Annotated in this window: 19 protein-coding genes and 1 pseudogene; 7 read left to right on the top strand and 13 right to left on the bottom strand. The window is 71.1% G+C overall.

The window, feature by feature from the left end:
• The first annotated feature begins 1 nt into the window (after window position 1).
• Both AMK11_RS06180 and AMK11_RS06175 read left to right on the top strand, forming a co-directional pair.
• Window positions 2–574: a DUF6114 domain-containing protein gene (locus AMK11_RS06180; RefSeq protein WP_073724078.1), complete on the top strand. Its 573-nt coding sequence runs from the start codon at window positions 2–4 to the stop codon at window positions 572–574.
• Window positions 564–1,976, top strand: a complete 1,413-nt coding sequence (locus AMK11_RS06175; protein WP_073724076.1) for a hypothetical protein — start codon at window positions 564–566, stop codon at window positions 1,974–1,976. Before AMK11_RS06180 ends, AMK11_RS06175 begins: the two co-directional genes overlap by 11 nt.
• A gap of 79 nt (window positions 1,977–2,055) precedes the next feature.
• On the opposite strand, the gene pyk is transcribed toward AMK11_RS06175, so the two are convergent.
• From pyk to pta, 3 genes are all read right to left on the bottom strand, one after another.
• Window positions 2,056–3,486 (bottom strand): pyruvate kinase, encoded by a 1,431-nt coding sequence (gene pyk, locus AMK11_RS06170; RefSeq protein ID WP_073724074.1) that lies wholly within the window; start codon window positions 3,484–3,486, stop codon window positions 2,056–2,058.
• Between the two features lie 74 nt (window positions 3,487–3,560).
• Window positions 3,561–4,796 (bottom strand): acetate kinase, encoded by a 1,236-nt coding sequence (locus AMK11_RS06165; protein ID WP_073724072.1) that lies wholly within the window; start codon window positions 4,794–4,796, stop codon window positions 3,561–3,563.
• A complete protein-coding gene (gene pta, locus AMK11_RS06160; protein WP_073724070.1) occupies window positions 4,793–6,886 on the bottom strand; it encodes a phosphate acetyltransferase in 2,094 nt (697 codons plus the stop codon). The genes AMK11_RS06165 and pta overlap by 4 nt, the downstream gene beginning before the upstream one ends.
• 196 nt (window positions 6,887–7,082) lie before the next feature.
• On the opposite strand from pta, the gene AMK11_RS06155 reads away from it, so the two are divergent.
• Window positions 7,083–8,108, top strand: coding sequence for an ATP-dependent 6-phosphofructokinase (locus tag AMK11_RS06155; protein ID WP_073724068.1), 1,026 nt, complete (start codon window positions 7,083–7,085; stop codon window positions 8,106–8,108).
• Window positions 8,109–8,128: 20 nt separating this feature from the next.
• On the opposite strand, the gene AMK11_RS06150 is transcribed toward AMK11_RS06155, so the two are convergent.
• The 6 genes from AMK11_RS06150 to AMK11_RS06125 form a co-directional block, all read right to left on the bottom strand.
• Window positions 8,129–8,833, bottom strand: coding sequence for a helix-turn-helix domain-containing protein (locus tag AMK11_RS06150; protein ID WP_198941310.1), 705 nt, complete (start codon window positions 8,831–8,833; stop codon window positions 8,129–8,131).
• 99 nt (window positions 8,834–8,932) lie between these two features.
• Window positions 8,933–9,808, bottom strand: coding sequence for a carbohydrate ABC transporter permease (locus AMK11_RS06145; RefSeq protein WP_073724066.1), 876 nt, complete (start codon window positions 9,806–9,808; stop codon window positions 8,933–8,935).
• A 1-nt stretch (window position 9,809) separates the two neighbouring features.
• Complete coding sequence (locus AMK11_RS06140; RefSeq protein WP_073724064.1) at window positions 9,810–10,754, bottom strand: carbohydrate ABC transporter permease; 945 nt, start codon at window positions 10,752–10,754, stop codon at window positions 9,810–9,812.
• On the bottom strand, window positions 10,751–12,127 hold the full coding sequence (locus AMK11_RS06135) for an extracellular solute-binding protein (protein ID WP_198941309.1): 1,377 nt from the start codon (window positions 12,125–12,127) through the stop codon (window positions 10,751–10,753). Before AMK11_RS06135 ends, AMK11_RS06140 begins: the two co-directional genes overlap by 4 nt.
• 100 nt (window positions 12,128–12,227) lie before the next feature.
• Window positions 12,228–12,932 (bottom strand): response regulator, encoded by a 705-nt coding sequence (locus AMK11_RS06130; protein WP_073724030.1) that lies wholly within the window; start codon window positions 12,930–12,932, stop codon window positions 12,228–12,230.
• Window positions 12,929–14,725 carry a sensor histidine kinase gene (locus AMK11_RS06125; protein WP_073724028.1) on the bottom strand — a complete coding sequence of 599 codons (1,797 nt, stop codon included), beginning with the start codon at window positions 14,723–14,725 and terminating at the stop codon, window positions 12,929–12,931. Before AMK11_RS06125 ends, AMK11_RS06130 begins: the two co-directional genes overlap by 4 nt.
• Before the next feature lie 154 nt (window positions 14,726–14,879).
• Here AMK11_RS06125 and AMK11_RS06120 point away from each other — a divergent pair, with 154 nt between their 5' ends.
• The 4 genes from AMK11_RS06120 (at window position 14,880) to AMK11_RS06105 (ending at window position 19,521) form a co-directional block, all read left to right on the top strand.
• On the top strand, window positions 14,880–16,277 hold the full coding sequence (locus AMK11_RS06120; RefSeq protein ID WP_073724026.1) for a cation:dicarboxylate symporter family transporter: 1,398 nt from the start codon (window positions 14,880–14,882) through the stop codon (window positions 16,275–16,277).
• A 132-nt stretch (window positions 16,278–16,409) separates the two neighbouring features.
• Window positions 16,410–16,808 carry a MerR family transcriptional regulator gene (locus AMK11_RS06115; RefSeq protein ID WP_073724024.1) on the top strand — a complete coding sequence of 133 codons (399 nt, stop codon included), beginning with the start codon at window positions 16,410–16,412 and terminating at the stop codon, window positions 16,806–16,808.
• A complete protein-coding gene (gene trxA, locus AMK11_RS06110; protein WP_073724022.1) occupies window positions 16,805–17,137 on the top strand; it encodes a thioredoxin in 333 nt (110 codons plus the stop codon). The genes AMK11_RS06115 and trxA overlap by 4 nt, the downstream gene beginning before the upstream one ends.
• Before the next feature lie 119 nt (window positions 17,138–17,256).
• Window positions 17,257–19,521: a HelD family protein gene (locus AMK11_RS06105; protein WP_073724020.1), complete on the top strand. Its 2,265-nt coding sequence runs from the start codon at window positions 17,257–17,259 to the stop codon at window positions 19,519–19,521.
• On the opposite strand, the gene glgB is transcribed toward AMK11_RS06105, so the two are convergent.
• From glgB to AMK11_RS06085, 4 genes and pseudogenes are all read right to left on the bottom strand, one after another.
• Window positions 19,518–21,914 carry a 1,4-alpha-glucan branching enzyme gene (gene glgB, locus AMK11_RS06100; RefSeq protein WP_073724018.1) on the bottom strand — a complete coding sequence of 799 codons (2,397 nt, stop codon included), beginning with the start codon at window positions 21,912–21,914 and terminating at the stop codon, window positions 19,518–19,520. The two genes, AMK11_RS06105 and glgB, sit on opposite strands and share 4 nt — an antisense overlap.
• A 73-nt stretch (window positions 21,915–21,987) precedes the next feature.
• Window positions 21,988–23,388, bottom strand: a complete 1,401-nt coding sequence (locus AMK11_RS06095; protein WP_073724016.1) for a maltokinase N-terminal cap-like domain-containing protein — start codon at window positions 23,386–23,388, stop codon at window positions 21,988–21,990.
• Between the two features lie 109 nt (window positions 23,389–23,497).
• Window positions 23,498–25,198, bottom strand: coding sequence for a maltose alpha-D-glucosyltransferase (treS, locus tag AMK11_RS06090; RefSeq protein WP_073724014.1), 1,701 nt, complete (start codon window positions 25,196–25,198; stop codon window positions 23,498–23,500).
• Window positions 25,195–25,584, bottom strand: a pseudogene (locus tag AMK11_RS06085) (alpha-1,4-glucan--maltose-1-phosphate maltosyltransferase); the annotation flags it as partial. The pseudogene AMK11_RS06085 and the gene treS, both read right to left, overlap by 4 nt.

Here is a 25,584-nt window from a genome sequence, read left to right as displayed (position 1 = left end):
CATGAGCGCCGAGACTCCTGCCGCCGCACCCGGCCAGTTCACCCGCCGGAGGCTGCAGTTCCGTGCCTGGCGAGGCACGCGGCCGTTCTGGGCCGGCCTGTTCGTCGCGCTCGGCGGACTCCCCATCGCCTACTTCCCGTACGCGAACCTCCAGATCGGGCACCTGACGCTGGCGATGGCCACCACCGCGGGCTCCGGTTCCCTGATCATCGGCGTGCTGCTGGTCGTCCTGGGCGTCAGCCTGTGGTTCCAGAAGCACGTCCGGGTCTTCGCGGGCGTGGCGGCGATCCTGCTGGCGCTGGTGTCCATCCCCGTGTCCAATCTGGGCGGATTCCTCATCGGCTTCCTGTTCGCGCTGATCGGCGGGGCGATGGCCGTGTCGTGGGTGCCGGGCGAGCCGCCGCAGGCCGAGCCGCCGCTGGAGGGCAAGGGAACGGGCGACGCGCCCGAGAGCGTGGTCCCCGCGGACCCCGACGCCACGGTGCCGCAGCCGCGCGACGGGGCGGAAGAGCCGAACGATCTGTCAGGAACGAGCCCGGCCAACGGGGCGAACGGGAGGCACAGTGCCGGCTGACGAGGTGACCCGCGGGACTGACGTGGAGTCGTTCCGTGTGAGAACCGGGCCGCGCCACGCGGCACCCAAGAAGCCGTTGTTCACCAGGTTCCACATGCCGGCCGGGAAGGCGATAGCCCTGGCGGCGATGCCCACGGCCGTCCTCATGGGGATGGGGTTCACTCCGACTCTGGCCATCGCCGACGGCAACGACGCTGCGAAGCCGACCTCCAACAGTCTGACCGCGGACGAGTACAAGGAGTGCGTGGCGGCCCTGGAGAACGCCGAGAAGGGCGCGTCCGCCCCGCCCACGCCGTCACCGTCGGCGACCGGCCCGGAAGGCGAGGACGGCAAGGACAAGGACGGCACGACGGAGCCCGGCTCCTCCGAGTCCGCGGGTGACGCGGGCACGGACAAGGGTGAGTCCTCTTCGCCGGATTCAGGTTCCGACGACAAGGACGAGCAGGCCGCCGATCCCGCCCCCAGCCCCTCCGCCTCCCAGGAGTCGGGGAGCACGGAGCCGCAGAGCCAGGAGAAGCCCGGCGCGGGTGCCGCGGAGCCGTCCCCGTCCGAGTCCGAGACCAAGGGCGGAGTGCTGGAAGGCCTCGGCGACGCCATCGAGGACTTCTTCACCGGCGGTGGCAAGGCCGAGGAGACCCCGAGCCCCACGCCGTCCCCCTCGGCGTCGCAGAGCGGCAGCACCGGCGAGGACGCGGGCGACCCGGCGAAGGAGGCCACCGACAAGGCCACCGGCACGGCGAAGGACGCCGTGGAGGGCACGACCGACGCGGCGTCGAAGGCGGCCGAGGACACCGGGGAGTCGGTGGACGAGGCGGCCGGGAAGGCCGAGGAGGCCGCGGAGGAAGCGAAGGACAAGGCGGAGGAGGAGGCTCAGGAGGCCACCGCCTCGCCCACCCCCAGCGCCTCCGAGAGCGCCGGCCCCGACCCGGAGGACTGCCCGGTCGCCACGGACGCGGAGGGCGGCGTCGACAACACGGTGCCGCTGCCCGACGACCCCTGGTACCTCAACGCCAGTTCGCTGCTGCTGAAGGGCGCCTCCTACAAGGGCGTCGTCGAGGTGAAGACGGCCAACGGCACCACCAAGAAGGTGCTGAAGTACGTCATCTCCAACGGCACCGACATCGGCGACCTGCACCAGACGGTCAAGGACGAGCAGTCCGGCAAGACCTACCACGTGCAGGCGGCCGAGGGCTCCACGTCCACGATCCGCGACGGCGACACGGTGATGTACACCGAGAGCATCTCGGGCAACCTGCTCGGGCTGATCCCGATCACCTTCGACCCGGAGCACCCGCCGCCGCTGGACATCCCGCTCATCTACTTCACGAAGGTGACGGTCGTCCAGGCCGGTCAGTTCGGCGGCACGCTGCACATCCCCGGGCTGCAGCAGTACATCACCTGAGACCTTCCGGGACTGACCCGAGGGCGCCCCCTGTCGCAGGGGGCGCCCTCGGCGTCGTACGAAAAGACCCGCGCGGGTGTCAGCCGCGCCGCGTCTCGCCCAGGTGCAGGACCCGGACCATGTTGGTGGTGCCGGGCACGCCGGGGGGCGAACCGGCGGTGATCACGACGACGTCGCCGTCGCTGAACCGGCCGAGGCGGGCCGTCTCCTGGTCCACCAGGTCGACCATCTCGTCGGTGGTGTTGACGAACGGCACCACGTGCGGCTCCACGCCCCAGCTGAGCGCCAGCTGGTTGCGGGTGGACTCGTCGGTGGTGAAGGCCAGGATCGGCTGAGCCGCGCGGTAGCGGGAGAGGCGGCGGGCGGTGTCGCCGGACTGGGTGAAGGCCACCAGGCCCTTGCCGCCCAGGAAGTCGGCGATCTCGGCGGCGGCACGGGCCACCGAACCGCCCTGCGTGCGCGGCTTCTTGCCCGGCACCAGCGGCTGCAGGCCCTTGGACAGCAGCTCCTGCTCGGCGGCGGCGACGATCTTCGACATCGTCTTGACGGTCTCGATCGGGTACGCGCCCACCGACGACTCGGCGGACAGCATCACCGCGTCGGCGCCGTCCAGGATCGCGTTGGCCACGTCGGAGGCCTCGGCGCGGGTCGGGCGGGAGTTGGTGATCATCGACTCCATCATCTGGGTCGCCACGATCACCGGCTTGGCGTTGCGGCGGCACAGCTCGATCAGCCGCTTCTGCACCATGGGGACCTTCTCGAGCGGGTACTCGACGGCCAGGTCGCCACGGGCGACCATCACGCCGTCGAACGCCATCACGACGTCCTCCATGTTCTCGACCGCCTGCGGCTTCTCCACCTTGGCGACGACGGGGACCCGGCGGCCCTCCTCGTCCATCACGCGGTGCACGTCGGCGACGTCCTTGGCGTCCCGGACGAAGGAGAGGGCGACCAGGTCGCAGCCCATCCGCAGCGCGAACCGCAAATCCTCGACGTCCTTCTCGCTGAGCGCGGGGACGTTCACGGCCGCACCGGGCAGGTTGATGCCCTTGTGGTCGGAGATGACGCCGCCCTCGATGACGATCGTCTTCACCCGGGGGCCCTCGACCTCGGTGACCTTCAGCTCGACGTTGCCGTCGTTGATGAGCACCTGGTCGCCCTTGGTGACGTCACCGGGCAGGCCCTTGTAGGTCGTGCCGCAGATCGTCCGGTCGCCCGGCACGTCCTCGGTGGTGATGGTGAACTCGTCACCGCGCACCAGCTCGACGGGGCCCTCCGCGAAGGTCTCCAGGCGGATCTTCGGGCCCTGGAGGTCGGCGAGGACACCGATGGCCCTGCCGGTCTCCTTGGCGGCGGCCCGGACACGGTCGTAACGGCCCTGGTGCTCGGCGTGCGTGCCGTGGCTGAAGTTGAAGCGGGCCACGTTCATGCCGGCTTCGATCAGCGCTACGAGCTGCTCGTGGGAGTCGACCGCGGGGCCGAGGGTACAGACGATTTTCGAACGGCGCATGGGTGCCATCCTATCGGTTTGTTTCGGCGCGGAATATTCCGTCTGGCGGAAAATACAAAAGGGCGGGATGCCGCTCAGGTGAGATTCCCCGAAGCAACTGAACCACCGGAATCATTTACCAGCGCGTAGGTTTGTGTCGCGATCTCCATTTCCTCGTCGGTCGGCACCACGGCCACCGCCACCCGCGCGTCCGCGGGCGAGATCAGCCGCGCCTCGTCGCCGCGTACGGCGTTCAGCTCGCCGTCCACCGTCAGGCCGAGCCCCTCCAGGCCCGCCACCGCGGCCTGGCGCACCGGCGCCGCGTTCTCGCCGACCCCGGCCGTGAAGGCCACCGCGTCCACCCGTCCGAGGACGGCGTAATAGGCGCCGATGTACTTCTTCAGCCGGTGAATGTAGATGTCGAAGGCCAGCCGCGCCCGCTCGTCGCCCTCCTCCACCCGGCGGCGGATCTCCCGCATGTCGTTGTCACCGCACAGACCGAACAGGCCGCTCCTCTTGTTGAGGAAAGTGTCGATCTCGTCCGTGGACATTCCGCCAACGCGCTCCAAATGGAAGATGACCGCCGGGTCCAGGTCTCCCGACCGCGTACCCATCACCAGGCCCTCCAAGGGCGTCAGCCCCATGGACGTGTCCACGCACCGGCCGCCCTCGACCGCCGAGGCCGAGGCGCCGTTGCCCAGGTGGAGCACGATGACGTTGACCTCCGACGGGTCCTTGCCCAGCAGCCGCGCGGTCTCGCGGGAGACGTACGCGTGCGAGGTGCCGTGGAAGCCGTAGCGGCGGATGCGGTACCGGTCGGCGATCTTCGGGTCGATCGCGTAGCGCGCCGCGGACTCCGGCATCGTGGTGTGGAAGGCGGTGTCGAAGACCGCCACCTGGGGCAGGTCGGGGCGGAGTGCCTGCGCGGTGCGGATGCCGGTGAGGTTGGCCGGGTTGTGCAGCGGCGCGACCGGGACCAGCCGCTCGATCTCCGTGAGCACGCTGTCGTCGATGAGGGTGGGCTCGGTGAAGAACATGCCGCCGTGCACCACCCGGTGCCCGATCGCGGCCAGCTCGGGGGAGTCCAGGCCCAGACCGTCCCGGCCCAGTTCCGCGGCGACCGCCTTGAGGGCGGCCTCGTGGTCGGCGATCGGGCCGTGCTGCTCCCGGGTGTCGCCGTCGGCCACGTGGGTGTGCTTCAGCCGCGAGGTCTGCTCCCCGATGCGCTCGACCAGCCCGGCCGCCAGGCGCTCGCCGCCGCGCATGTCGATGAGCTGGTACTTCACCGACGAGGAGCCGGAGTTGAGGACGAGGACACGCGTGGAACTCACTGGGCGGAGACCTTCTCGCTCGGGGACTGCTGGGCCTGGATCGCCGTGATGGCGACGGTGTTGACGATGTCCTGGACGAGCGCGCCCCGGGACAGGTCGTTGACCGGCTTGCGCAGCCCCTGGAGGACCGGGCCGACGGCGATCGCGCCGGCCGAGCGCTGCACGGCCTTGTAGGTGTTGTTGCCGGTGTTCAGGTCGGGGAAGATCAGCACGCTGGCCTGCCCGGCGACCTCCGAGCCCGGCAGCTTGGTCGCGGCGACCGACGGCTCCACGGCCGCGTCGTACTGGATCGGCCCCTCGATGCGCAGGTCGGGCCGCCCGGCGCGGACCAGCTCGGTCGCCTCGCGCACCTTGTCGACATCGGCGCCGGAACCGGACGTGCCCGTCGAGTACGACAGCATCGCGATCCGCGGGTCCACCCCGAACCGCGCCGCCGTGGCCGCCGACTGGGTGGCGATGTCGGCGAGCTGCTCGGCGTCCGGGTCCGGGTTGACCGCGCAGTCGCCGTAGACCAGCACCTTGTCGGCCAGGCACATGAAGAAGACGGACGACACGATCGACGCTTCCGGCTTGGTCTTGATGATCTCGAAGGCCGGACGGATCGTCGCCGCAGTCGAGTGCACCGACCCCGACACCATCCCGTCGGCGAATCCTTCCTGCACCATCAGCGTGCCGAAGTAGTTCACGTCGGATACCACGTCGTACGCCAGCTCCACGGTCACGCCCTTGTGGGCGCGCAGGGCCGCGTACTTCTCGGCGAAGGAGTCCCGCAGTTCGGAGACGGCCGGGTCGATCAGCTCGGCGCCCTCCAGGTCGATGCCCAGGTCGGCGGCCTTCTTGCGGACCTGCTCGACGGGACCGAGCAGCGTCAGCTCGCACACGCCCCGGCGCAGCAGCACCTCCGCCGCGTGCAGCACCCGCTCCTCGGTGCCCTCGGGGAGCACGACCCGGCGCAGGTCCGAGCGGGCCTGCTCCAGCAGCTTGTGCTCGAACATCATCGGCGTGACGCGGTCGCTGCTCGGCGCGGAGACCCGCTTGCTGAGGTCCGCGGTGTCGACGTAGCGCTCGAAGAGGCCGAGGGCCGTCTCCGCCTTGCGCGGGGCGGCCGCGTTGAGCTTGCCCTCCAGGGAGAACAGGCGCTCGGCGGTGGGGAAGCTGTTGCCGGTCACCGACAGGACCGGGGTGCCGGGAGCCAGGCGGGCGGCGAGGGTGAGGATGCCGTCGCCCGGCACCTCGTTCAGCGTGAGCAGCACCCCGGCTATCGGCGGGGTGCCGGCGCTGTGCGCGGCCAGGGTGCCGACGACCAGGTCGGCGCGGTCGCCGGGGGTGATCACCAGGCAGCCCGGGGTCAGGGCGGCGAGCAGGTTGGGCAGCATGGCGCCGCCGAAGACGAAGTCCAGCGCGTCCCGGGCGAGCCCCGAGTCGTCGCCCAGGACCACCTTGGCGCCGAGGGCGTGCGCGATCTGCGAGACGGTCGGCGCGGACAGCGCGGGCTCGTCCGGCACCACCCAGCACGGCACCGGCAGGCGGCCCGCGAGCAGCCCGGCGATCTCGTCCCGGTCCTCGCGGGCGACCCGGTTGGTCACCATGGCCAGCACGTCGCAGCCCAGCGTGTCGTAGGCGCGGAAGGCGTTGACGGTCTCGGCGAGCACCGACTCGGCGGCCTGCCCCCGCCCGCCGACCACCGGGAGGACCGAGGCCCCGAACTCGTTGGCGAGCCGCGCGTTCAGCGACAGCTCGTCCGGGAGCTGGGTGGCGGCGAAGTCGGTGCCGAGGACGAGGACGACGTCGTAGTCCCGGGCGACCAGGTGGAAGCGGTCGACTAGCGCGGAGACCAGCTCGTCCGTGCCCTGCTCGGCCTGGAGGGCGGACGCCTCCTGGTAGTCCATGCCGTACACGGTCGCGGGGTCCTGCGCGAGCCGGTAGCGGGACCGCAGCAGCTCGAAGAGCCGGTCGGGTCCGTCGTGGACCAGGGGACGGAAGACGCCGACCCGGTCGACCTGCCGGGTCAGGAGTTCCATGACCCCCAGTTCGACGACCTGGCGGCCGTCGCCGCGGTCGATACCGGTCACGTACACGCTGCGCGTCACGCGTGCTCTCCGTTTCGTCTGGTGGCGGCTGTCCCGTGCACAAAAACCGCCCACCGGGGTGAGCGGAACCCTCTTGACAATACCTCCGGCGATGGATAAGGCGCCCGTCAGCAATCGTCAGTGCCCGCCCGTGCCCGGACCGTGAAACAATTGGATCGGCTCACCGGTGTCAACAGCGAGCAGGAGACACAGCACGATGCGTATCGGCGTACTCACCGCAGGCGGCGACTGCCCCGGCCTGAACGCAGTGATCCGGTCGGTCGTGCACCGAGCGGTCGACAACTACGGCGACGAGGTCATCGGCTTCGAGGACGGCTACGCCGGCCTGCTCGACGGCCGCTACCGCGCCCTCGACCTCAACGCGGTCAGCGGCATCCTGGCCCGCGGCGGCACCATCCTCGGCTCTTCCCGCCTGGAGCGCGACCGGCTCCGCGAGGCCTGCGAGAACGCCGGGGACATGATCCAGAGCTTCGGCATCGACGCGCTGATCCCGATCGGCGGCGAGGGCACCCTCACGGCCGCCCGGATGCTGTCCGACGCCGGTCTGCCGGTGGTCGGCGTGCCGAAGACCATCGACAACGACATCTCCTCCACGGACCGCACCTTCGGCTTCGACACGGCGGTCGGTGTCGCCACCGAGGCGATGGACCGCCTCAAGACCACCGCCGAGTCCCACCAGCGCGTGATGGTCGTCGAGGTCATGGGCCGCCACGCGGGCTGGATCGCCCTGGAGTCCGGCATGGCCGCCGGCGCCCACGGCATCTGCCTGCCCGAGCGCCCCTTCGACCCGGCCGACCTGGTCAAGATGGTCGAGGAGCGGTTCTCCCGCGGCAAGAAGTTCGCCGTGGTCTGCGTCGCCGAGGGCGCCCACCCCGTCGAGGGCTCCATGGACTACGGCAAGGGCGCCATCGACAAGTTCGGCCACGAGCGCTTCCAGGGCATCGGCACCGCGCTCGCCTACGAGCTGGAGCGCCGGCTCGGCAAGGAGGCCAAGCCGGTCATCCTCGGCCACGTCCAGCGCGGCGGCGTGCCCACCGCGTACGACCGGGTGCTCGCCACCCGCTTCGGCTGGCACGCGGTGGAGGCCGCGCACCAGGGCGAGTTCGGCCGGATGACCGCGCTGCGCGGCACGGACGTCGTCATGGTGCCGCTGGCGGAGGCGGTCACCGAGCTGAAGACGGTGCCGAAGGACCGGATGGACGAGGCGGAGTCCGTCTTCTAGGCACCGAAGGCCCCAGAGGGTCACGGGTGCTTCTCGACCGCCGCCCAGAAGTGCTCCACGATCCGGTCCAGGAAGTCCCGGCCCGCCGCGCTGGAGTCGGGACCGCCGCCGCCCCAGCTGAGGGTGGCGGTCATGTGCCCCTGGTAGTCCTGGTGCAGCACCTGGAGCACGTTCTCCAGGACCCGCCGGTCCAGCGGCGCGATCTTGCCGACCGGCCGTACGTACCCCTGCCAGCGGGTGGTGACGGCACTGCTCAGCAGCTCGGCGAGCTTCTCGTCGCGCCCCGTGACGGTCACGAAGTCGGGCAGCGCGAGGTCCAGCACGTGGGCGAGCGCGGCGGACTGGCGGTCGGTGCCGCGCCAGCCGTCGGTCTCCTCCATCCGCAGGTAGGCCGCGAGCGCGACCCCGGCGGCACGGGCCACGTCCTCCGGCGCCAGACCGCGCGCGACGCGGTGCTCGCGCAGCGTCTGCGGCCGGCCTATCAGGTCGCCGGGCGAGCACCACAGCACCCCGGCGAGCGCGGTGAGCTCGGAGCCGGCGGGGGAGGCGATGCCGCGCTCCCAGGCGATGACGTGGTCGGGGGTGACGTACGGCAGTCCGTACGACACCCGCATGCCGTGGGCGACGTGCTCGGGCCCCATGTTGAGGGCGGCACGCAGCCGGCGGGCGGCGAGGGCGTTGAAGGGGGGACCCGACTGGTTCGGGTGAGGTGAGGGTCGGCGCACGCGCACACCGTAGGGGTACGGGCGCACCCTGACTACGGGCTGTTCAGCCAGCGATACGCATTGTACGAACCTACGGGCGCACGCCCGGTCCCCGCGCGCTCACCCCTTGACCGCCCCGCCCAGCGCGAACCCCCCGCCCAGCCGCCGCGAGATCAGCACGTACAGCAGGATCACCGGCGTCGAGTAGACGATCGAGAACGCCGCCAGCTGCCCGTACGCCACCATGCCCCGGTTGCCGAAGAAGTCGTTGATGCTCACCGAGGCCGGCATCTGGTCCGGGGTGAGCAGCAGCATGAACGGGACGAAGAAGTTGCCCCACATCATCACGAACGAGAAGACGGTCACCACCGCCACGCCCGGCCCCATCAGCGGCAGCACGATCCGCAGCAGCGACTGGAACGACGACGCTCCGTCCGTCCAGGCCGCCTCCTCCAGCTCCTTGGGCACGCCGTCCATGAAGTTCTTCATCAGCCAGATGGCGAACGGGAGCTGGGAGGCGGCGAAGAAGAAGATCGTCCCGTGCATGGTGTCGATCAGGTTCACCCGCACGAACAGGGCGTAGACCGGCACCATGATCGCCGTGATCGGCAGACTGGTCGCGAACAGGACGGTCAGCAGGAACGGCCGGTTCAGCCGCGACCGGAAACGGGAGAGCGGATACGCCGCGAGCGCCGCGCACACCACCGTCAGCGCCGTCGCGCCGCCGCACAGGACCAGGCTGTTCAGCAGCGGCGTGAAGGTGATCTCCGGGGTGAGGATCGCGTCGAAGTTGTCCAGCGTCACCCCGTCGGGGACCTTCACCCTGAGGCTCGCGCGCGGGTCCAGGGCGGACAGCACCACCCAGGCCAGCGGCAGCACGAAGGCGGCGGCGGCCGCCAGCAGCCCGGCGTCGGCGGCGGTGCGGCGCCGGTTGCGCCGGTTGCGCCGGGCGGCGGGGGCGCGGCGGGGCGTACGGGACGTGACCGTGGACGCCATGTCAGACCTCCGTCCGCAGCAGGCGCAGGTACACGACCGAGAACAGCGAGCCGATCAGCAACAGCAGCAGCGCCACCGCCGTGCCGTACCCGATCAGACTGTTCTGGAAGGCCTGCTCGTACATGAACAGCGGCAGCGTCTGGCTCTTGCCGCTCGGGCCGCCGCGCGTCATCACCCAGATCAGCCCGAAGACCGACAGGGTCTGCAGCGTGTTGAGCATCAGGTTGGTGCCGATGGAACGCCGGATCATCGGCAGCGTGATGTGCCACATCCGGCGCCAGCCGCTCGCCCCGTCCACCTCGGCGGCCTCGGTGACCTCCTTGGGGATCTCGTTGAGCGCCGCCGAGTACACCAGCATCGAGAACGCCGTGCCCCGCCACACGTTGGCGAAGGACACCGCGAGGATCGGCAGCGTGAACAGCCAGTTCTGGGACGGCAGATGGAGCCAGTCCAGGATGGCGTTGAGGGTGCCCTCGCGACGGAAGAAGGCGTACAGCAGGAAGCCAGCCACCACCTCCGGCAGCACCCACGCCGTGACAACGATGCCGCCGGTGAGCGTACGCACCGGCTTCGAGGCCCGCTGCATCAGCGAGGCCAGCGCCAGGCCGAGGGTGTTCTGCCCGATCAGCGACGACAGCACCGTGAAGACCAGGGTCAGCCACACGGCGTTGAGGAACGCCTCGTCCTGGAACGCGCGGGTGAAGTTCTCGAAGCCGACGAAGGACGACTCCGCCTGCCCGGTGAGCTGGAGGTCGGTGAAGGCGATGACCACGCAGTAGCCGATGGGGCCGGCGAGGAAGAGCAGCAGCAGGACGACGGCGGGGGAGACGGGCAGGGCCCGGAACAGGGACCGGCGCACGGTGCCGGTCCGCCCCCCGGAGGCGGCCGGGGACGCCGGTTCCTTCCGCACCCCCGGCCCCGCGTGCTGCGGCGCGGTCGCCGTCACTTGCTCACCACCTGGTTGTCGGTCGCCTCCCTGAGCGCCTCGTCGTATCCGCGCGCCGCCTCCTCGACCGACATGTCACCGGTCGTCACGCCCTCCATCGCCTCCTGGACGGCGACGGAGACCTTCGGGTACGCCGGGTAGGCGGGCCGGTAGTGGGTGACCTCGACGAGGTCGGTGAAGAACTCGATGCCGGGCTGCGCCTCGACGTACGCGGGATCGTTCGCCACGTCCTCGCGGACCGCGATGCCGGAGTTGGCGACGTACCACTTCTGGGCGTTGGCCTTGGTCTGCATCGTCTTGATGAACTCGAAGGCCAGGTCCGGGTTGCTCGCCTGGGCCGGGATCGACCAGGCCCAGCCGCCGGACATGCTCACCCTGCCGGGCGCCTGCCCGTGCTGCGTGGGCATGGCGGCGAGGCCCAGCTCCCGCGACCACTCGGGCCACTCGTGCCCGCTGCCCTCCAGCCAGTCCTGCGGCAGCCAGGAGCCGTCCAGCGCGATCCCGAGCTTGCCCTGCGGGAGCAGCTCACCGCGCACCCGGGTCCCGAAGTTGGGGTCGAGCGCGTCGGAGACCTCCGGCCCGAGCTTCTCCTTGTACACGGTCTCGACGAAGGCGAGGGAGTCCTCGAAGCCCTGCCCCGCCGTGATCCACTTCTTGCTGTCCTTGTCGTACAGCGGGTCCTTGGTCCCGTCGTTCGTGCCGTACAGCAGCATCTGGAAGCCCTGCATGGTGGCGGCCTCGCCGGCGGGCTTGCCGGTGTACACGTTGATCGGTGTGACGCCGGGGACCTTCTCCTTGATGGTGCGGGCGGCGTCCAGGACCTCGTCCCAGGTCTTCGGCTGCCAGTCGGCGGGCAGCCCCGCCTTGGCGAACACGTCCTTGCTGAACCACAGGCCCCGGGTGTCCGTCCCGTCCGGGACGCCGTACGTCTTGCCGTCCTCGCCGGTGGCCGCCGCCTTCGCGGTGTCGATGAACTGGTCCCAGTCCTTCCACTTCGCCAGGTAGTCGTCGAGGGGCTTCAGGTACCCGCTGGTGATGTCGGAGTTGATGAGGAAGGTGTCCTCGTAGACCAGGTCCGGCGCGGTCTTGGGGGAGCGGAGCATCTGCTGGAGCTTGGTGTAGTACTCCGAGTCCGGCGCCTTGATGGGGACGAGCTCGACCTTCTTCCCCGGGTTGGCCTTCTCGAACTGCTTCTTGATATCGGCGAGATAGGTGTCCATCACCTTGATGGAGTTGTCCGTCGACTGCTTGAAGGAGACCTTCACCGTGTCCGGATCGTCGCCGGAGCCGCTGCCGCAGGCGGCGAGGGCGGTGGAGGCGAGCGCGGTGAGGGTGAACAGGGCGGTGAACCGGACGGTGGGACGCACGGGCATGACCTCCTGCGGGCACGACGCTGTGGCCGGGACGGCTGCTCCGCGAACGTAAGAGGAGTGGTCTAGTCAGGTCAATGAGTGTGCGGTGGACAAGTCGTGTTCAACGGCCCCGCTCGCTCTCCCGCACCCACCGGTACACCAACTCCGGCCGCCCCACCTGCCCGTACTGCGGGGCCCGTCCCGCCCGCCCCGCGTCCACCAGGTGCTCCAGGTAGCGGCGGGCCGTGATCCGCGAGATGCCCACCGTCTCCGCGACCCGCGCCGCCGTGAGGCCCTCGTCCGAGCCGCGCAGTGCGCCCGTCACCCGCTCCAGCGTCGGCCCGCTCAGGCCCTTCGGCAGCGCGGCCGGGCCGGGAGCCCGCAGTCTGGCCAGCGCCCGGTCCACCTCGTCCTGGCCGCTCGCCTCCCCGGCGGCACCCCGGAACTCCGCGTACCGCACCAGCCGGTCGCGCAGGGTGGCGAAGGTGAATGGCTTCAGCACGTACTGCACGACGCCCAGCGACACCCCTTCCCGTACGACCGTCAGGTCCCGCGCCGACGTCACCGCTATCACGTCGGTGTGGTGCCCGGCCGCCCGCAGCGAACGGGCCAGCTGCAGCCCGTGCACGTCCGGCAGGTGCAGGTCGAGCAGGAGCAGGTCCACCGGCGTGCGGTCCAGCATGCGCCGGGCCTCGACCCCGGTGTGCGCCTTGCCGACGGCCGTGAATCCCGGCACCCGGCCGACATACATCACGTGCGCGTCGGCGGCGACGGGGTCGTCCTCGACGACCAGGACCCGGATGGGCTGCTCGGCGGTGCCGCTCATACGGCACCCCCGGGTTCCGGTCTGCCCGCGAGGGCCTCCGGCACCGGCGTGCGGCCCCCGGGGGCGTCCAGCGGCAGCCGCGCCTCGAAACGGGCGCCGCCTCCGTCCGCCTCCGTCACCGTCAGGGTGCCGCCGTGCCGCTGCACCGCCTGACTGACCAGCGCCAGCCCCAGACCCCGGCCGCCCTCACCGGCCGGCTTCGTTGAGTAACCCCGCTGGAAGACCAGGTCGGCATGGGCGGGATCGACCCCGGCACCCGTGTCGGACACCCACAGCACCAGCTCGGAGCCACCACCGCCGACGACCGAGCCCGAGCCGGGACTCCCGCCGCTCGCCGAGTCCGGGCCGGGACTGCCGCCGGCCACTGAGTCCGCCCCGGAGCCCCCGCCGACCCCCGAACCCGCCCCAGAACCCCCGCCACCCCCGACCGCCTCCGTGTACGCCGCCACCGTCACCCGCGACGGCACCCGGCCCTGCGCCGCGTCCACCGCGTTGTCGACCAGGTTGCCCAGGATCGTCACCAGGTCCCGGGCGGGCAGGGACGGCGGCAGCAGTCCGTCGTCCAGTCGGCTGTCGTGCGACACCACCAGCTCCACTCCCCGCTCGTTGGCCTGTGCCGTCTTGCCCAGCAGCAGCGCGGCCAGCACCGGTTCGCTCACCGCGGCCACCACCTGGTCGGTCAGCGCCTGCGCCAGTTCCAGTTCGGCCGTCGCGAAGTCCACGGCTTCCTCCGCGCGGCCCAGCTCGATCAGCGAGACGACCGTGTGCAGCCGGTTCGCCGCCTCGTGCGCCTGCGAACGCAGCGCCTGCGTGAAGCCGCGCTCCGAGTTCAGCTCGCCCATCAGCGACTGCAGCTCGGTCACGTCCCGCAGGGTCACCACCGTGCCCCGCCGCTCGCCGCCGGAGACCGGCGAGGTGTTCACCACCAGCACCCGCCGGTCGGTCAGGTGCACCTCGTCCACCCGCTGCTCGGACGCCAGCAGCGCCCCGGTCAGCTGGGCCGGCAGCCCCAGGTCCGCGACGGAGGCGCCCACCACGTCACCGGTCACGCCGAGCAGCTCCCGTCCGCCGTCGTTGATCAGCGCGACACGGTACTGCCCGTCCAGCATGAGCAGACCCTCCCGCACCGCGTGCAGCGCCGCCTGATGGTAGTCGTGCATCCGGCTCAGCTCGTCCGCGTTCATCCCGTGCGTGTGCCGGCGCAGCCGCGCGTTGATCACGTACGTGCCGACCGCGCCGAGCAGCAGCGCCCCGGCCGCCACCCCGAGCAGCGCCGTGAGCTGCTCCTGCGCCCGCTTGCTGATCTCCTCGACCTTGATCCCGGCGCTGACCAGTCCGACCACCCGCCCGTCGTCCAGCACCGGAGTCACCGCCCGCACCGACGGCCCGAGCGTGCCCGTATAGGTCTCGGTGAAGGTCTGGCCCCGCTGCGCGCGCTCGATGTGCCCGCGGAAGGGATGGCCGATTTGTTTCGGGTCCGGGTGGGTCCAGCGAATGCCCTCCGGATCCATGATCGTCACGAAGTCCACGTCGGTGTCCCGCATGACCCGCACCGCGTACGGCTGGAGCCGCGCCGTCGGATCGGGGGAGCGGATGGCCTCCAGCACGGACGGCGAGTCGGCTATCGCCAGGGTCACCGCCCTGGCCTGCCGCCCGGCCGCGTCCTGCGCCTGCCCCCGGTCGCTGATGTAGGTGAACAGCGCGTACCCGGCCACGACGACCGCGATCAGCACGGCCTGCATGGCGAACAGCTGACCGGCCAGGCTACGGGGTCTCGGGACGCGGAGGTGCATGCCGCAAGTCTCCCTCCTGGCTGGATTGTGAACTAAATGAACGCAAGGGTGACCGCGCTCACAACGCGGGAGATAGTCGCCGCATCCCCGAAACAACCGCCCGGACGTGAGCCGCACGCCGGTGATGCCGACGACGTCGTCAAGGAGGGCCGCCGTGACCAGCAACGCCGCTACGGCACCAGCCGCACCCAAAGCCAAGCGGGACCGCACGCACTACCTCTACATCGCGGTGATCATCGCGGTCGCCCTCGGTATCGCCGTCGGTCTGATCGCGCCCGACTTCGCGACGGAGCTGAAGCCGCTCGGCACCGGCTTCGTGAACCTGATCAAGATGATGATCTCGCCGATCATCTTCTGCACGATCGTGCTGGGCATCGGTTCCGTCCGCAAGGCCGCCAAGGTCGGCGCGGTCGGCGGTATCGCGCTGGGCTACTTCCTGGTGATGTCGCTGGTGGCGCTCGCCATCGGCCTGGTCGTCGGCAACATCCTCGACCCGGGCACCGGCCTCGCGGTGACCGACGCCGTCAAGGAGACCGGTCAGGCGCAGGTCGACGCGGAGGCCAAGGGCACCGTCGACTTCCTGATGGGCATCATCCCGACCACGATCGTGTCGGCGTTCACCTCCGGCGAGGTCCTGCAGACCCTGCTGATCGCCCTGCTGTGCGGCTTCGCCCTGCAGGCCATGGGCAACGCCGGGCAGCCGGTGCTGCGCGGCATCGAGCACATCCAGCGGCTGGTCTTCCGCGTCCTGGCGATGATCATGTGGGCGGCCCCGGTCGGCGCCTTCGGTGCCATCGCCGCCGTCACCGGCTCGGCCGGCGTCGACGCCCTCAAGAGCCTGGCCGTCCTGATGCTCGGCTTCTACGTCACCTGCGTCCTCTTCCTCTTCGTGGTGCTGGGCACGCTGCTGCGCGTCATCGCCGGCGTCAACGTCTTCTCGCTCTTCAAGTACCTGGGCCGCGAGTTCCTGCTGATCCTGTCCACCTCCTCCTCGGAGTCGGCGCTGCCGCGCCTCATCGCGAAGATGGAGCACCTGGGCATCAGCAAGCCGGTGGTCGGCATCACCGTCCCGACCGGCTACTCCTTCAACCTCGACGGCACCATGATCTACATGACCATGGCCTCGCTGTTCATCGCCGACGCCATGGGCACGCCGATGTCGATCGGCGAGCAGATCCCGCTGCTGCTCTTCCTGCTGGTCGCCTCGAAGGGCGCGGCCGGTGTCTCCGGCGCCGGTCTGGCCACGCTGGCCGGTGGTCTCTCCTCGCACAAGCCCGCCCTGGTGGACGGCATCGGCCTGATCGTCGGCATCGACCGCTTCATGAGCGAGGCCCGCGCCCTGACCAACTTCGGCGGCAACGCCGTCGCCACCGTCCTGATCGGCACCTGGACCAAGGAGATCGACAAGGCCCGGGTGAACGAGGTGCTCGCCGGCCGGATCCCGTTCGACGAGAAGACCCTGCTGGACGACGACCACGGCGCCGACGACGACGCCGGCGACACGCCCGACCTGCCCGAGCAGGGCGGCGAGAAGGAGCTGGCGCGGGCCTGACCGCGCCGCACACGCCGGGCGGCTGAGGTGCTCCCCCCGTTGCTCAGCCGCCCGGTCCCCCGAAGAAGCCCCGCGTCCCCCGGCGCGGGGCTTCTTGCCTTGACGTCCGCGTCAAGGCTTACGTTCGTCCGCATGCGAATCGGCGAGCTGGCCGCACGCGCCGGGACCACGACGCGGACGCTGCGGTACTACGAGTCGCGGGGCCTGCTGCCCGCGCGGCGGGGCGAGAACGGCTACCGGACCTACGACGAGGACGACCTGAAGCTGCTGCGGCAGATCAGGACGCTCCAGGACTTCGGGTTCGACCTGGAGGAGACCCGCCCGTTCGTGGAGTGCCTGCGCGCCGGGCACCCCGAGGGCGACTCCTGCCCGGCGTCCCTCGTGGTCTACCGGCGCAAGCTGGCGGAGCTGGACACGCTGATCGAGCAGCTGACGTCGGTGCGGGCGCAGGTGGGCGCGCAGCTCGCGCGGGCCGAGGCGGCGGTTCCGGGGGGTCCGGAGCCCAAATGCGAACTGGGAGGACACGCATGACGACGGTCACCGGGGTGCCGGAGGTGACGGACGCGGAGTTCGACGAGGAGGTGCTGGCCGGCGAGCTGCCGGTGCTGGTGGAGTTCACGGCGGACTGGTGCCCGCCGTGCCGGCAGATGGCCCCGGTGCTCGCGGCCGTGGCCGCCGAGGAGGCCGGCCGGCTCAAGGTGGTGCAGCTGAACGTCGACCGGAATCCGGCGACCACCAACGCGTACAAGGTGCTGTCGATGCCGACGTTCATGGTCTTCCGCGGGGGTGAGCCGGTGAAGTCGATGGTGGGTGCGCGGCCCAAGCGGCGGCTGCTGGCGGAGCTGGCCGACGTGATCTGACCGGACCACCGCACAAAGAATCCCCCGGGCAATTGCGCCTGGGGGATTTCTCTGCGTATATTCGATGATTCGTGACTTCAGTAGAAAGAGGTCGCGAAGAAGTTCAGTAGGCACAGTATATGCGGCCGGGAGTGGAATTGTCAAACACCGAATATCCGGACGATGAATTGCGGCACGAGCAGGAATTCATCGACGGACTGTACGCGCGTGTGGACGCGCTGCGCGGCGACGCCGAGGTGTCGGTCACCGAGGCGCTCGCGCAGGGCAACACCCCCCAGCAGGCCAGGCTGGAGCGGGACATCCTGGTCGCCGAGCGCTCCGGGCTGCTCGCCGCGCTCAACGCGGTGGACGGCTCCCTCTGCTTCGGCCGGATCGACCTCGCCTCCGGTACCGGTCACCACATCGGCCGCATCGGCCTGCGCGCCGACGACGCCGAGCGCACCCCGGTTCTGATCGACTGGCGGGCCGACGTCGCCCGCCCCTTCTACCTGGCCACCGGCCACACCCCGATGGGCCTGCGCCGCCGCCGGCACATCGCCAGCGAGGGCCGCCGGGTCACCGCCCTGCACGACGAGTTCCTCGACGTCGGCGACGAGACGCGCACCGGCCACGAGGACCCGTCCGGCGACGCCGTGCTGCTGGCCGCGCTGAACTCGGCGCGCACCGGCCGCATGGGCGACATCGTGCAGACCATCCAGGCCGACCAGGACCGCATCATCCGCGCCCCGCACCGCGGCGTCCTGGTCGTCGAGGGCGGCCCCGGCACCGGCAAGACCGCCGTCGCCCTGCACCGCGCCGCCTACCTCCTCTACGAGCACCGCGAACTGCTCGCCAAGCGCGCCGTCCTCATCGTCGGCCCCAACCCCGCCTTCCTCGGCTACATCGGCGAGGTGCTGCCCTCCCTGGGCGAGACCGGCGTGCTCCTCGCCACCGTCGGCGAACTGTTCCCCGGCGTGAAGGCCACCGCGACGGACACTCCCGAGGCGGCGGCGGTCAAGGGCCGCGCCGACATGGCCGGCGTACTCGCCGAGGTGGTCCGCGACCGGCAGGCGCTGCCCGACCCGGTGATCGCGATCGAGCACGACCGCGAGATCCTGATGCTGGACGACGGCCTCGTCGGCGTCGCCCGCGAACGCACCCGCGCCGCGAAGCTGCCGCACAACGCCGCCCGCGAGCACTTCGAGGGGCACATCCTCAACACGCTGACCGAGCTGTACGCCGAGCGCATCGGCACCGACCCCTTCGACGGCTCCAGCCTGCTCGACGCGAGCGACGTCACCCAGATCCGCGACGAACTCGCCGAGAACCCCGAGGTCTGGTCCGCCGTCGACCAGCTGTGGCCCCGCCTCACCCCGCACCGCCTGGTCGCCGACTTCCTCGCCGCCCCCGAGGACTTCCTGAGCCCCGAGGACGCCGCCGCCGTCCGCCGCCCGGTCACCCGGCACTGGACCGTCGCCGACGTGCCGCTGCTGGACGAGGCGGCCGAACTGCTCGGCGTGGACGACCGCGTCGCCCGCACCCGCGCCGAACGCGAGCGGGCGGCGCAGATCGCCTACGCGCAGGGCGTGCTGGACGTGTCGTACGCGTCCCGGACCTACGAGTTCGAGGACAAGGACGAGGAGGACGCCGAGGTCCTCCTCGCCCACGACATCATCGACGCCGAACGCTTCGCCGAACGCCAGGAGGCGGAGGACCACCGCAGCGCCGCCGAGCGCGCCGCGGCCGACCGGACCTGGGCTTTCGGGCACATCATCGTGGACGAGGCGCAGGAGCTGTCCCCGATGGCCTGGCGGCTGCTGATGCGCCGCTGCCCCACCCGCTCGATGACCCTGGTCGGCGACCCGGCGCAGACCGCGGAGGCGGCCGGCGTCGGCTCCTGGTCGAAGATCCTCGCCCCCTACGTCGAGGACCGCTGGGAGCACACCCGGCTGGGCGTCAACTACCGCACCCCGGCCGAGATCATGGACGTGGCGGCGGCGGTGGTCCGGGCCGAGGACCCCTCCTTCGAACCGCCGAGTTCGGTGCGGTCCACGGGCGTGAGGCCCTTCGTCCGCGCCACGGACGACCTCCCGGCGGCGGTAGCCGAGGCGGTCGGCGAGCTGACCCCCGAGGAGGGCCGCCTCGCCGTCATCGCCCCGCGCGAGCTGCACACCGCGCTCGCCGCCCGGCTGGACGGCGTCACGGCGGGCGCCGAGCCTGACCTGACCCACACGGTCGTCCTGCTCGACCCGCGCCAGTCCAAGGGCCTGGAGTTCGACTCCGTCCTGGTCGTCGAGCCCGGCCGCTACGGCACCAGCGACCTGTACGTCGCCCTCACCCGGGCCACCCAGCGGCTCGGCGTCCTGCACACCGAGCCGCTGCCGAAGGGCCTCGTGGACGCCTAGGCCGGACGCAGCCACACCGTCGCGAGGGGCGGCAGGGTCAGGCGGACGCTCGCCGCCCGGCCGTGCCACCCCCGCGCCTCCGGCTTGACCGGGTCGGGACTGCCCACGCCACCGCCGCCGTACCGCACGGCGTCCGTGTTGAGCACCTCGTGCCAGGCGGGCACGTCGTCCGGGACGCCGAGGCGGTAGTCGTGCCGGACGACCGGGGCGAGGTTCGACACCGCGAGGAGCGGGGTGCCGTCGGCGTCCAGGCGCAGGAACGCGAGGACGTTGTCCTCGGCGGCGTCCCCGACGACCCACGCGAACCCGTCGGGGTGGGTGTCGAGCCGCCACAGGGCGGGCGTGGCCCGGTAGGCGGTGTTCAGGTCGCGGACCAGGTCCCGTACGCCCCGGTGGTCCGCCGCCGCCCCGTACTCCGGGTCGAGCAGCCACCAGTCGGGCCCGTGCGCCTCGGACCACTCCGCGCCCTGCGCGAACTCCTGCCCCATGAAGAGCAGCTGCTTGCCGGGGTGCGCCCACATGAAGCCCAGGTACGCCCGTACGTTGGCGCGCTGCTGCCACCAGTCGCCCGGCATCTTCGACACCAGCGACCTCTTCCCGTGCACCACCTCGTCGTGCGATATCGGCAGCACGTAGTTCTCGCTGTACGCGTACACCATGGAGAAGGTCATCTCGCCGTGGTGGTACTTGCGGTGCACCGGCTCGTGGCTCATGTACTGGAGCGAGTCGTGCATCCAGCCCATGTTCCACTTCAGCCCGAACCCGAGCCCGCCGAAGCCGCTCGGCCCCTTGTGGTGGGTGGCCCGGGTGACCCCGTCCCAGGCCGTCGACTCCTCCGCGACCGTCACGACGCCCGGCACCCGCCGGTACACCGTCGCGTTCACCTCCTGGAGGAATGCCACCGCGTCCAGGTTCTCCCGGCCGCCGTGCTCGTTCGGCGTCCACTGGCCCGGCTCGCGCGAGTAGTCCAGGTAGAGCATCGAGGCGACCGCGTCCACCCGCAGCCCGTCGATGTGGAACTCCTCGCACCAGTACACGGCGTTGGCGACCAGGAAGTTGCGCACCTCCCGGCGCCCGAAGTCGAACTCCAGCGTCCCCCAGTCCGGGTGCGCCGCCCGCAGCGGGTCGGAGTGCTCGTACAGCGGCCGCCCGTCGAACTCGGCCAGCGCCCAGTCGTCGCGCGGGAAGTGCGCCGGCACCCAGTCCATCAGGACGCCGATCCCGGCCTGGTGCAGCCGGTCCACCAGGTACTTGAAGTCGTCCGGGTCGCCGAGCCGGGCCGTGGGCGCGTAGAAGCCGGTGACCTGGTAGCCCCAGGAGCCGCCGAAGGGGTGCTCGGCGACCGGCATCAGCTCGACGTGCGTGAAGCCCAGGTCGCCGACGTACGCGGGGAGTTGTTCGGCCAGCTCCCGGTACGTCAGTCCGGGCCGCCAGGACGGCAGGTGGACCTCGTACACCGACATCGGCGCCTCGTGCGCGGGCGCCTCCGCCCGCCGGGCCAGCCACTCCTCGTCGCCCCAGGTGTAGTCGGAGGCGTGTACGACGGAGGAGGTGGCCGGCGGCACCTCGGTACGGCGGGCCAGCGGGTCGGCGCGGAAGGTGCGCGAGCCGTCCGGCCGGGTGATCTCGAACTTGTACAGCTCGCCCGCGCCGATGCCGGGCAGGAAGAGCTCCCACACCCCGGTGCCGCCCAGCGAGCGCATCGGGTGACCGGTGCCGTCCCAGAAGTTGAAGCCGCCGGCCACCCGCACTCCGCGCGCGTTCGGCGCCCACACCGTGAAGCGGGTGCCCGCCACGCCCTCGTGCACCGTCGGGTGGGCGCCGAGCGCCTGCCACAGCTGCTCGTGCCGGCCCTCACCGATCAGGTGCAGGTCCAGGTCGCCCAGCGTGGGCAGGAAGCGGTACGGGTCCTCCGCCTCCGAGGCCGTGCTCTCGTACGTCACCAGCAGCCGGTAGGCCGGGACGTCGCCCAGCGGCAGCAGGCCCGAGAAGAACCCGTCCCCGTCGTCGTGCAGTTCGGCCCGCAGCTCCCCGGACCGGACGCTCACCGCGAGGGCGTACGGCCGGAAGACCCGCACGGCGATCCCGCCGGGCACCGGGTGGGCGCCCAGCACGGAGTGCGGGTCGTGGTGGGTGCCGGCGAGCAGCCGCTCCCGGTCGGCGGCGTCCAGGGCGGGGGTGACGGAGACGGGGGGCTCGGCCCGCTTGCCGGATGCCTTCTTGGCGACGGTTTTCCTGGCGACGGTCTTCTTGACGGCGGCCTTCTTCGCCGCGGTCTTCTTGGCCGCGGTCTTCTTGGCTGTCGCTTTCTTGCCGGTCGTCTCCTTCGCGGCCGCCTTCTTGGCGGCCGTCTTCTCCGGGTCGGGACCGCTGGACGAGGGGCGGGGGGTCACGGGCGGGGCCTCCTGGGCGCAGTCGCAGTGGGAGCAAGCGGGGGATCAAGAGGGAGGAGCAAAAAGGTGGCCGTCATGCCGGTTCGGGCGTGGACAGGCGGCGCACCGCGGACAGGGGCACCGTCAGCCAGTCGGGACGGTGCCGTGCCTCGTACAGGACCTCGTAGACCGCCTTGTCCGTCTCGCAGGCACGCAGCATCACCGGGTCGGTGCGCGGATCGTGCCCGCCGGCCTCCGCGTACCCGGTGCAGTACGCGGCCCGGCAGGACTCGGCCCAGCCGGGCGCCGGGGCACCGGCCGAGTGCGCGGCGTAGTCGAAGGAACGCAGCATCCCGGCGACGTCCCGCACCGGCGGCTGCGGCATCCGGCGCTCGGCCAGGGGCTTCGCCGGCTCCCCCTCGAAGTCGATCAGCGACCACTGCCCGGAGGGCGAGCGCAGGCACTGGCCGAGGTGCAGGTCGCCGTGGACGCGCTGGGCGGTCCAGGTACGGCCCTCGGCGGCCAGGTCGCCCAGTGCGGTGAACGCCGTACGCAGGGCGGGCGCGTACGGCCGCAGCAGCGGAACCGCCCGCGCGGCCTCCTCCAGCCGGCCGGTCATGCCGTCGGCGAGCTGCCGGATCTGACCGAGGCCGAGGGTGACGGTCGGCAGCGCGCGGGCCAGCGCGGTGTGCACCTCGGCGGTGGCCCGTCCCAGCGCACGCGCCTCGGCGGCGAAGTCCTCGCCCTTCGCCAGCTCCCGCAGGGCCAGCTCCCAGCCGTCCGTCGCGCCCTGCACGTACGGCTGGAGCACACCCAGCACCCAGGTCCGGCCGGTCAGGTCGGCGACCATCCAGCCCGCCGGCGCGGGCACCCGGGGGCAGTCCTCGCGGGACAGCGCCAGGGGCAGCTCCAGATCGGGGTTGACGCCCGGCACGATCCGGCGCAACAGCTTGAGGATGAACGTATCTCCGTACACGAGCGAGGAGTTCGACTGCTCGGCGGTCATCAGCCGGGGCACCAGCCCCGTGCGTATCTCCGCCTCCCCCTCCCGCTCGAAGCGGAGCCCGCCGATACGGGCCCTGGTGCGCAGCGCCTCCAGGAGCACCTCGGCGGGCCGGGTGTCGTACAGGGCGTCGTAGGCGGTGCGGCCGGCCAGCGGGCCCTCGGTCACGTGTCCGATCAGCGCGGGCGCCAGCCGGGGCGGCAGCGCCTCGCGCGTGCCTATCAGGAGCTGGTAGCAGTCGCCGGGCTCCTCGGGCGCGCCCGGGTCCGCGACGGGCTGCTGGTGGGCGCGGACCAGCACGTGGTGGAGGCCGAGGCGGGCCTCGGAGGGGAGCAGGTCGGTGGCGGCGACCAGTGAGAACCCGGTGACCGGACGCCCCTTGCCCGCGAACCAGCGCTGCCGGGGCAGCCAGTCCCGCAGGAGTGGATCGAGTGACGCTAGGAGGCCCGGTGGGCTCGTGCTCGTGACGGTGCTCGTGACGGCTTCCGACATGGCGTCGCGTCCCTTCCCCGGGTCGTCGGGGTGTTACTGATGCGTGCCCCGGGCGGGGCGGCGGAAACCGCCCCGCGCCGGGGATCGGGCCCTGTGGCCTGGACGGGCCCTAGACGGCGTCCTTGCGGAGCCGGAACCAGTAGAAGCCGTGCCCGCCGAGGGTCAGCAGGTACGGCAGCTCGCCGACGGCCGGGAAGCGGACCCCGCCGGACAGCTCGACCGGATGGCGCCCCTCGAAGGCGCTCAGGTCCAGCTCGGTGGGCTGCGCGAACCGGGAGAAGTTGTGCACGCACAGCACCAGGTCGTCCTCGTACTCCCGCAGGAAGGCCAGTACGGCGGGGTTGGAGGAGGGCAGTTCGGTGTAGGTGCCGAGGCCGAAGGCAGGGTTCTGCTTGCGGATCTCGATCATGCGGCGGGTCCAGTGCAGCAGGGAGGACGGAGAGGCCATGGACGCCTCGACGTTCGTCACCTGGTAGCCGTAGACCGGGTCCATGATCGTGGGCAGGAACAGCCGGCCGGGGTCGGACGACGAGAACCCGGCGTTGCGGTCGGGCGTCCACTGCATCGGGGTCCGTACGGCGTCCCGGTCACCGAGCCAGATGTTGTCGCCCATGCCGATCTCGTCGCCGTAGTAGAGGATCGGCGAGCCGGGCAGGGACAGGAGGAGCGCGGTGAACAGCTCGATCTGGTCCCGGTCGTTGTCGAGGAGCGGGGCCAGGCGCCGGCGGATGCCGATGTTGGCGCGCATGCGCGGGTCCTTGGCGTACTCCGCGTACATGTAGTCGCGTTCCTCGTCGGTGACCATTTCCAGGGTCAGCTCGTCGTGGTTGCGCAGGAAGATGCCCCACTGGCAGCCGGACGGGATGGCGGGGGTCTTGGCGAGGATCTCGGATACGGGGTAGCGGGACTCGCGGCGGACGGCCATGAAGATGCGGGGCATGACCGGGAAGTGGAAGGCCATGTGGCACTCGTCGCCGCCGGAGGCGAAGTCGCCGAAGTAGTCGACGACGTCCTCCGGCCACTGGTTGGCCTCCGCCAGTACGACCGTGTCCGGGTACTGCGCGTCGATCTCCTTGCGCACCCGCTTGAGGAAGGCGTGCGTCGCCGGAAGGTTCTCGCAGTTGGTGCCCTCCTCCTGGTACAGGTACGGCACCGCGTCCAGCCGGAACCCGTCGATGCCCAGGTCCAGCCAGAACTTCAGGGCGGAGATCATCTCCTCCTGGACGGCCGGGTTCTCGTAGTTGAGGTCGGGCTGGTGGGAGAAGAACCGGTGCCAGTAGTACTGCTTGCGCACCGGGTCGTAGGTCCAGTTGGAGGCCTCGGTGTCGACGAAGATGATCCGCGCGTCCTGGAACTGCTTGTCGTCGTCGGCCCAGATGTAGTAGTCGCCGTACGGGCCGTCCGGGTTGGCCCGGGACTCCTGGAACCACGGGTGCTGGTCGCTGGTGTGGTTCATGACGAAGTCGATGATCACGCGCATGCCGCGCTGGTGCGCCGCGTCCACGAACTCGACGAAGTCGGCCAGGTCGCCGAACTCGGGCAGCACGGCGGTGTAGTCGGAGACGTCGTAGCCGCCGTCGCGCAGCGGTGACTTGAAGAAGGGCGGCAGCCACAGGCAGTCCACGCCCAGCCATTGCAGGTAGTCCAGCTTGGCGGTCAGGCCCTTGAGGTCGCCGATGCCGTCGCCGTTGCTGTCCTGGAAGGAGCGGACGAGGACCTCGTAGAAGACGGCTCGTTTGAACCAGTCCGGGTCGCGGTCCTTGGCCGGGGTGTCCTCGAAGGTGTCCGGCACGGGTTCGTTGAAGATCATGTGGTGGGTGACCCTCCGATCTGCGGGTGGGACGGTCGCAGAACCGTGCAGACGTGCGCGGGCGTCCGGCCCGGCTCCAGGCGCACATAGTTGGCCCTGCCCCAGTGGTAGGTCTCGCCGGTGAGCTCGTCGCGCACCGGCACCGACTCGTGCCAGTCCAGGCCGAGTTGCGGCATGTCCAACGAGACCGTGGCCTCCTGGGTGTGGTGGGGGTCGAGGTTCACGACCACCAGAACCGTGTTCGACCCCCGCCGCTTCGAGTAGGCGATCACCTCCTCCTTGTCCGTGCGGTGGAAGTGCAGATCGCGCAGCTGGTGCAGAGCCGGGTTCTCGCGGCGGATGGTGTTGAGGCGGGTGATGAGGGGGGCGATGGTGGTGCCCTCGCG

Origin of the sequence: Streptomyces sp. CB02414 (assembly GCF_001905385.1) — a bacterium.
Lineage (GTDB): Bacteria > Actinomycetota > Actinomycetes > Streptomycetales > Streptomycetaceae > Streptomyces.
This window is presented reverse-complemented; position numbering and strand designations above follow the sequence as displayed.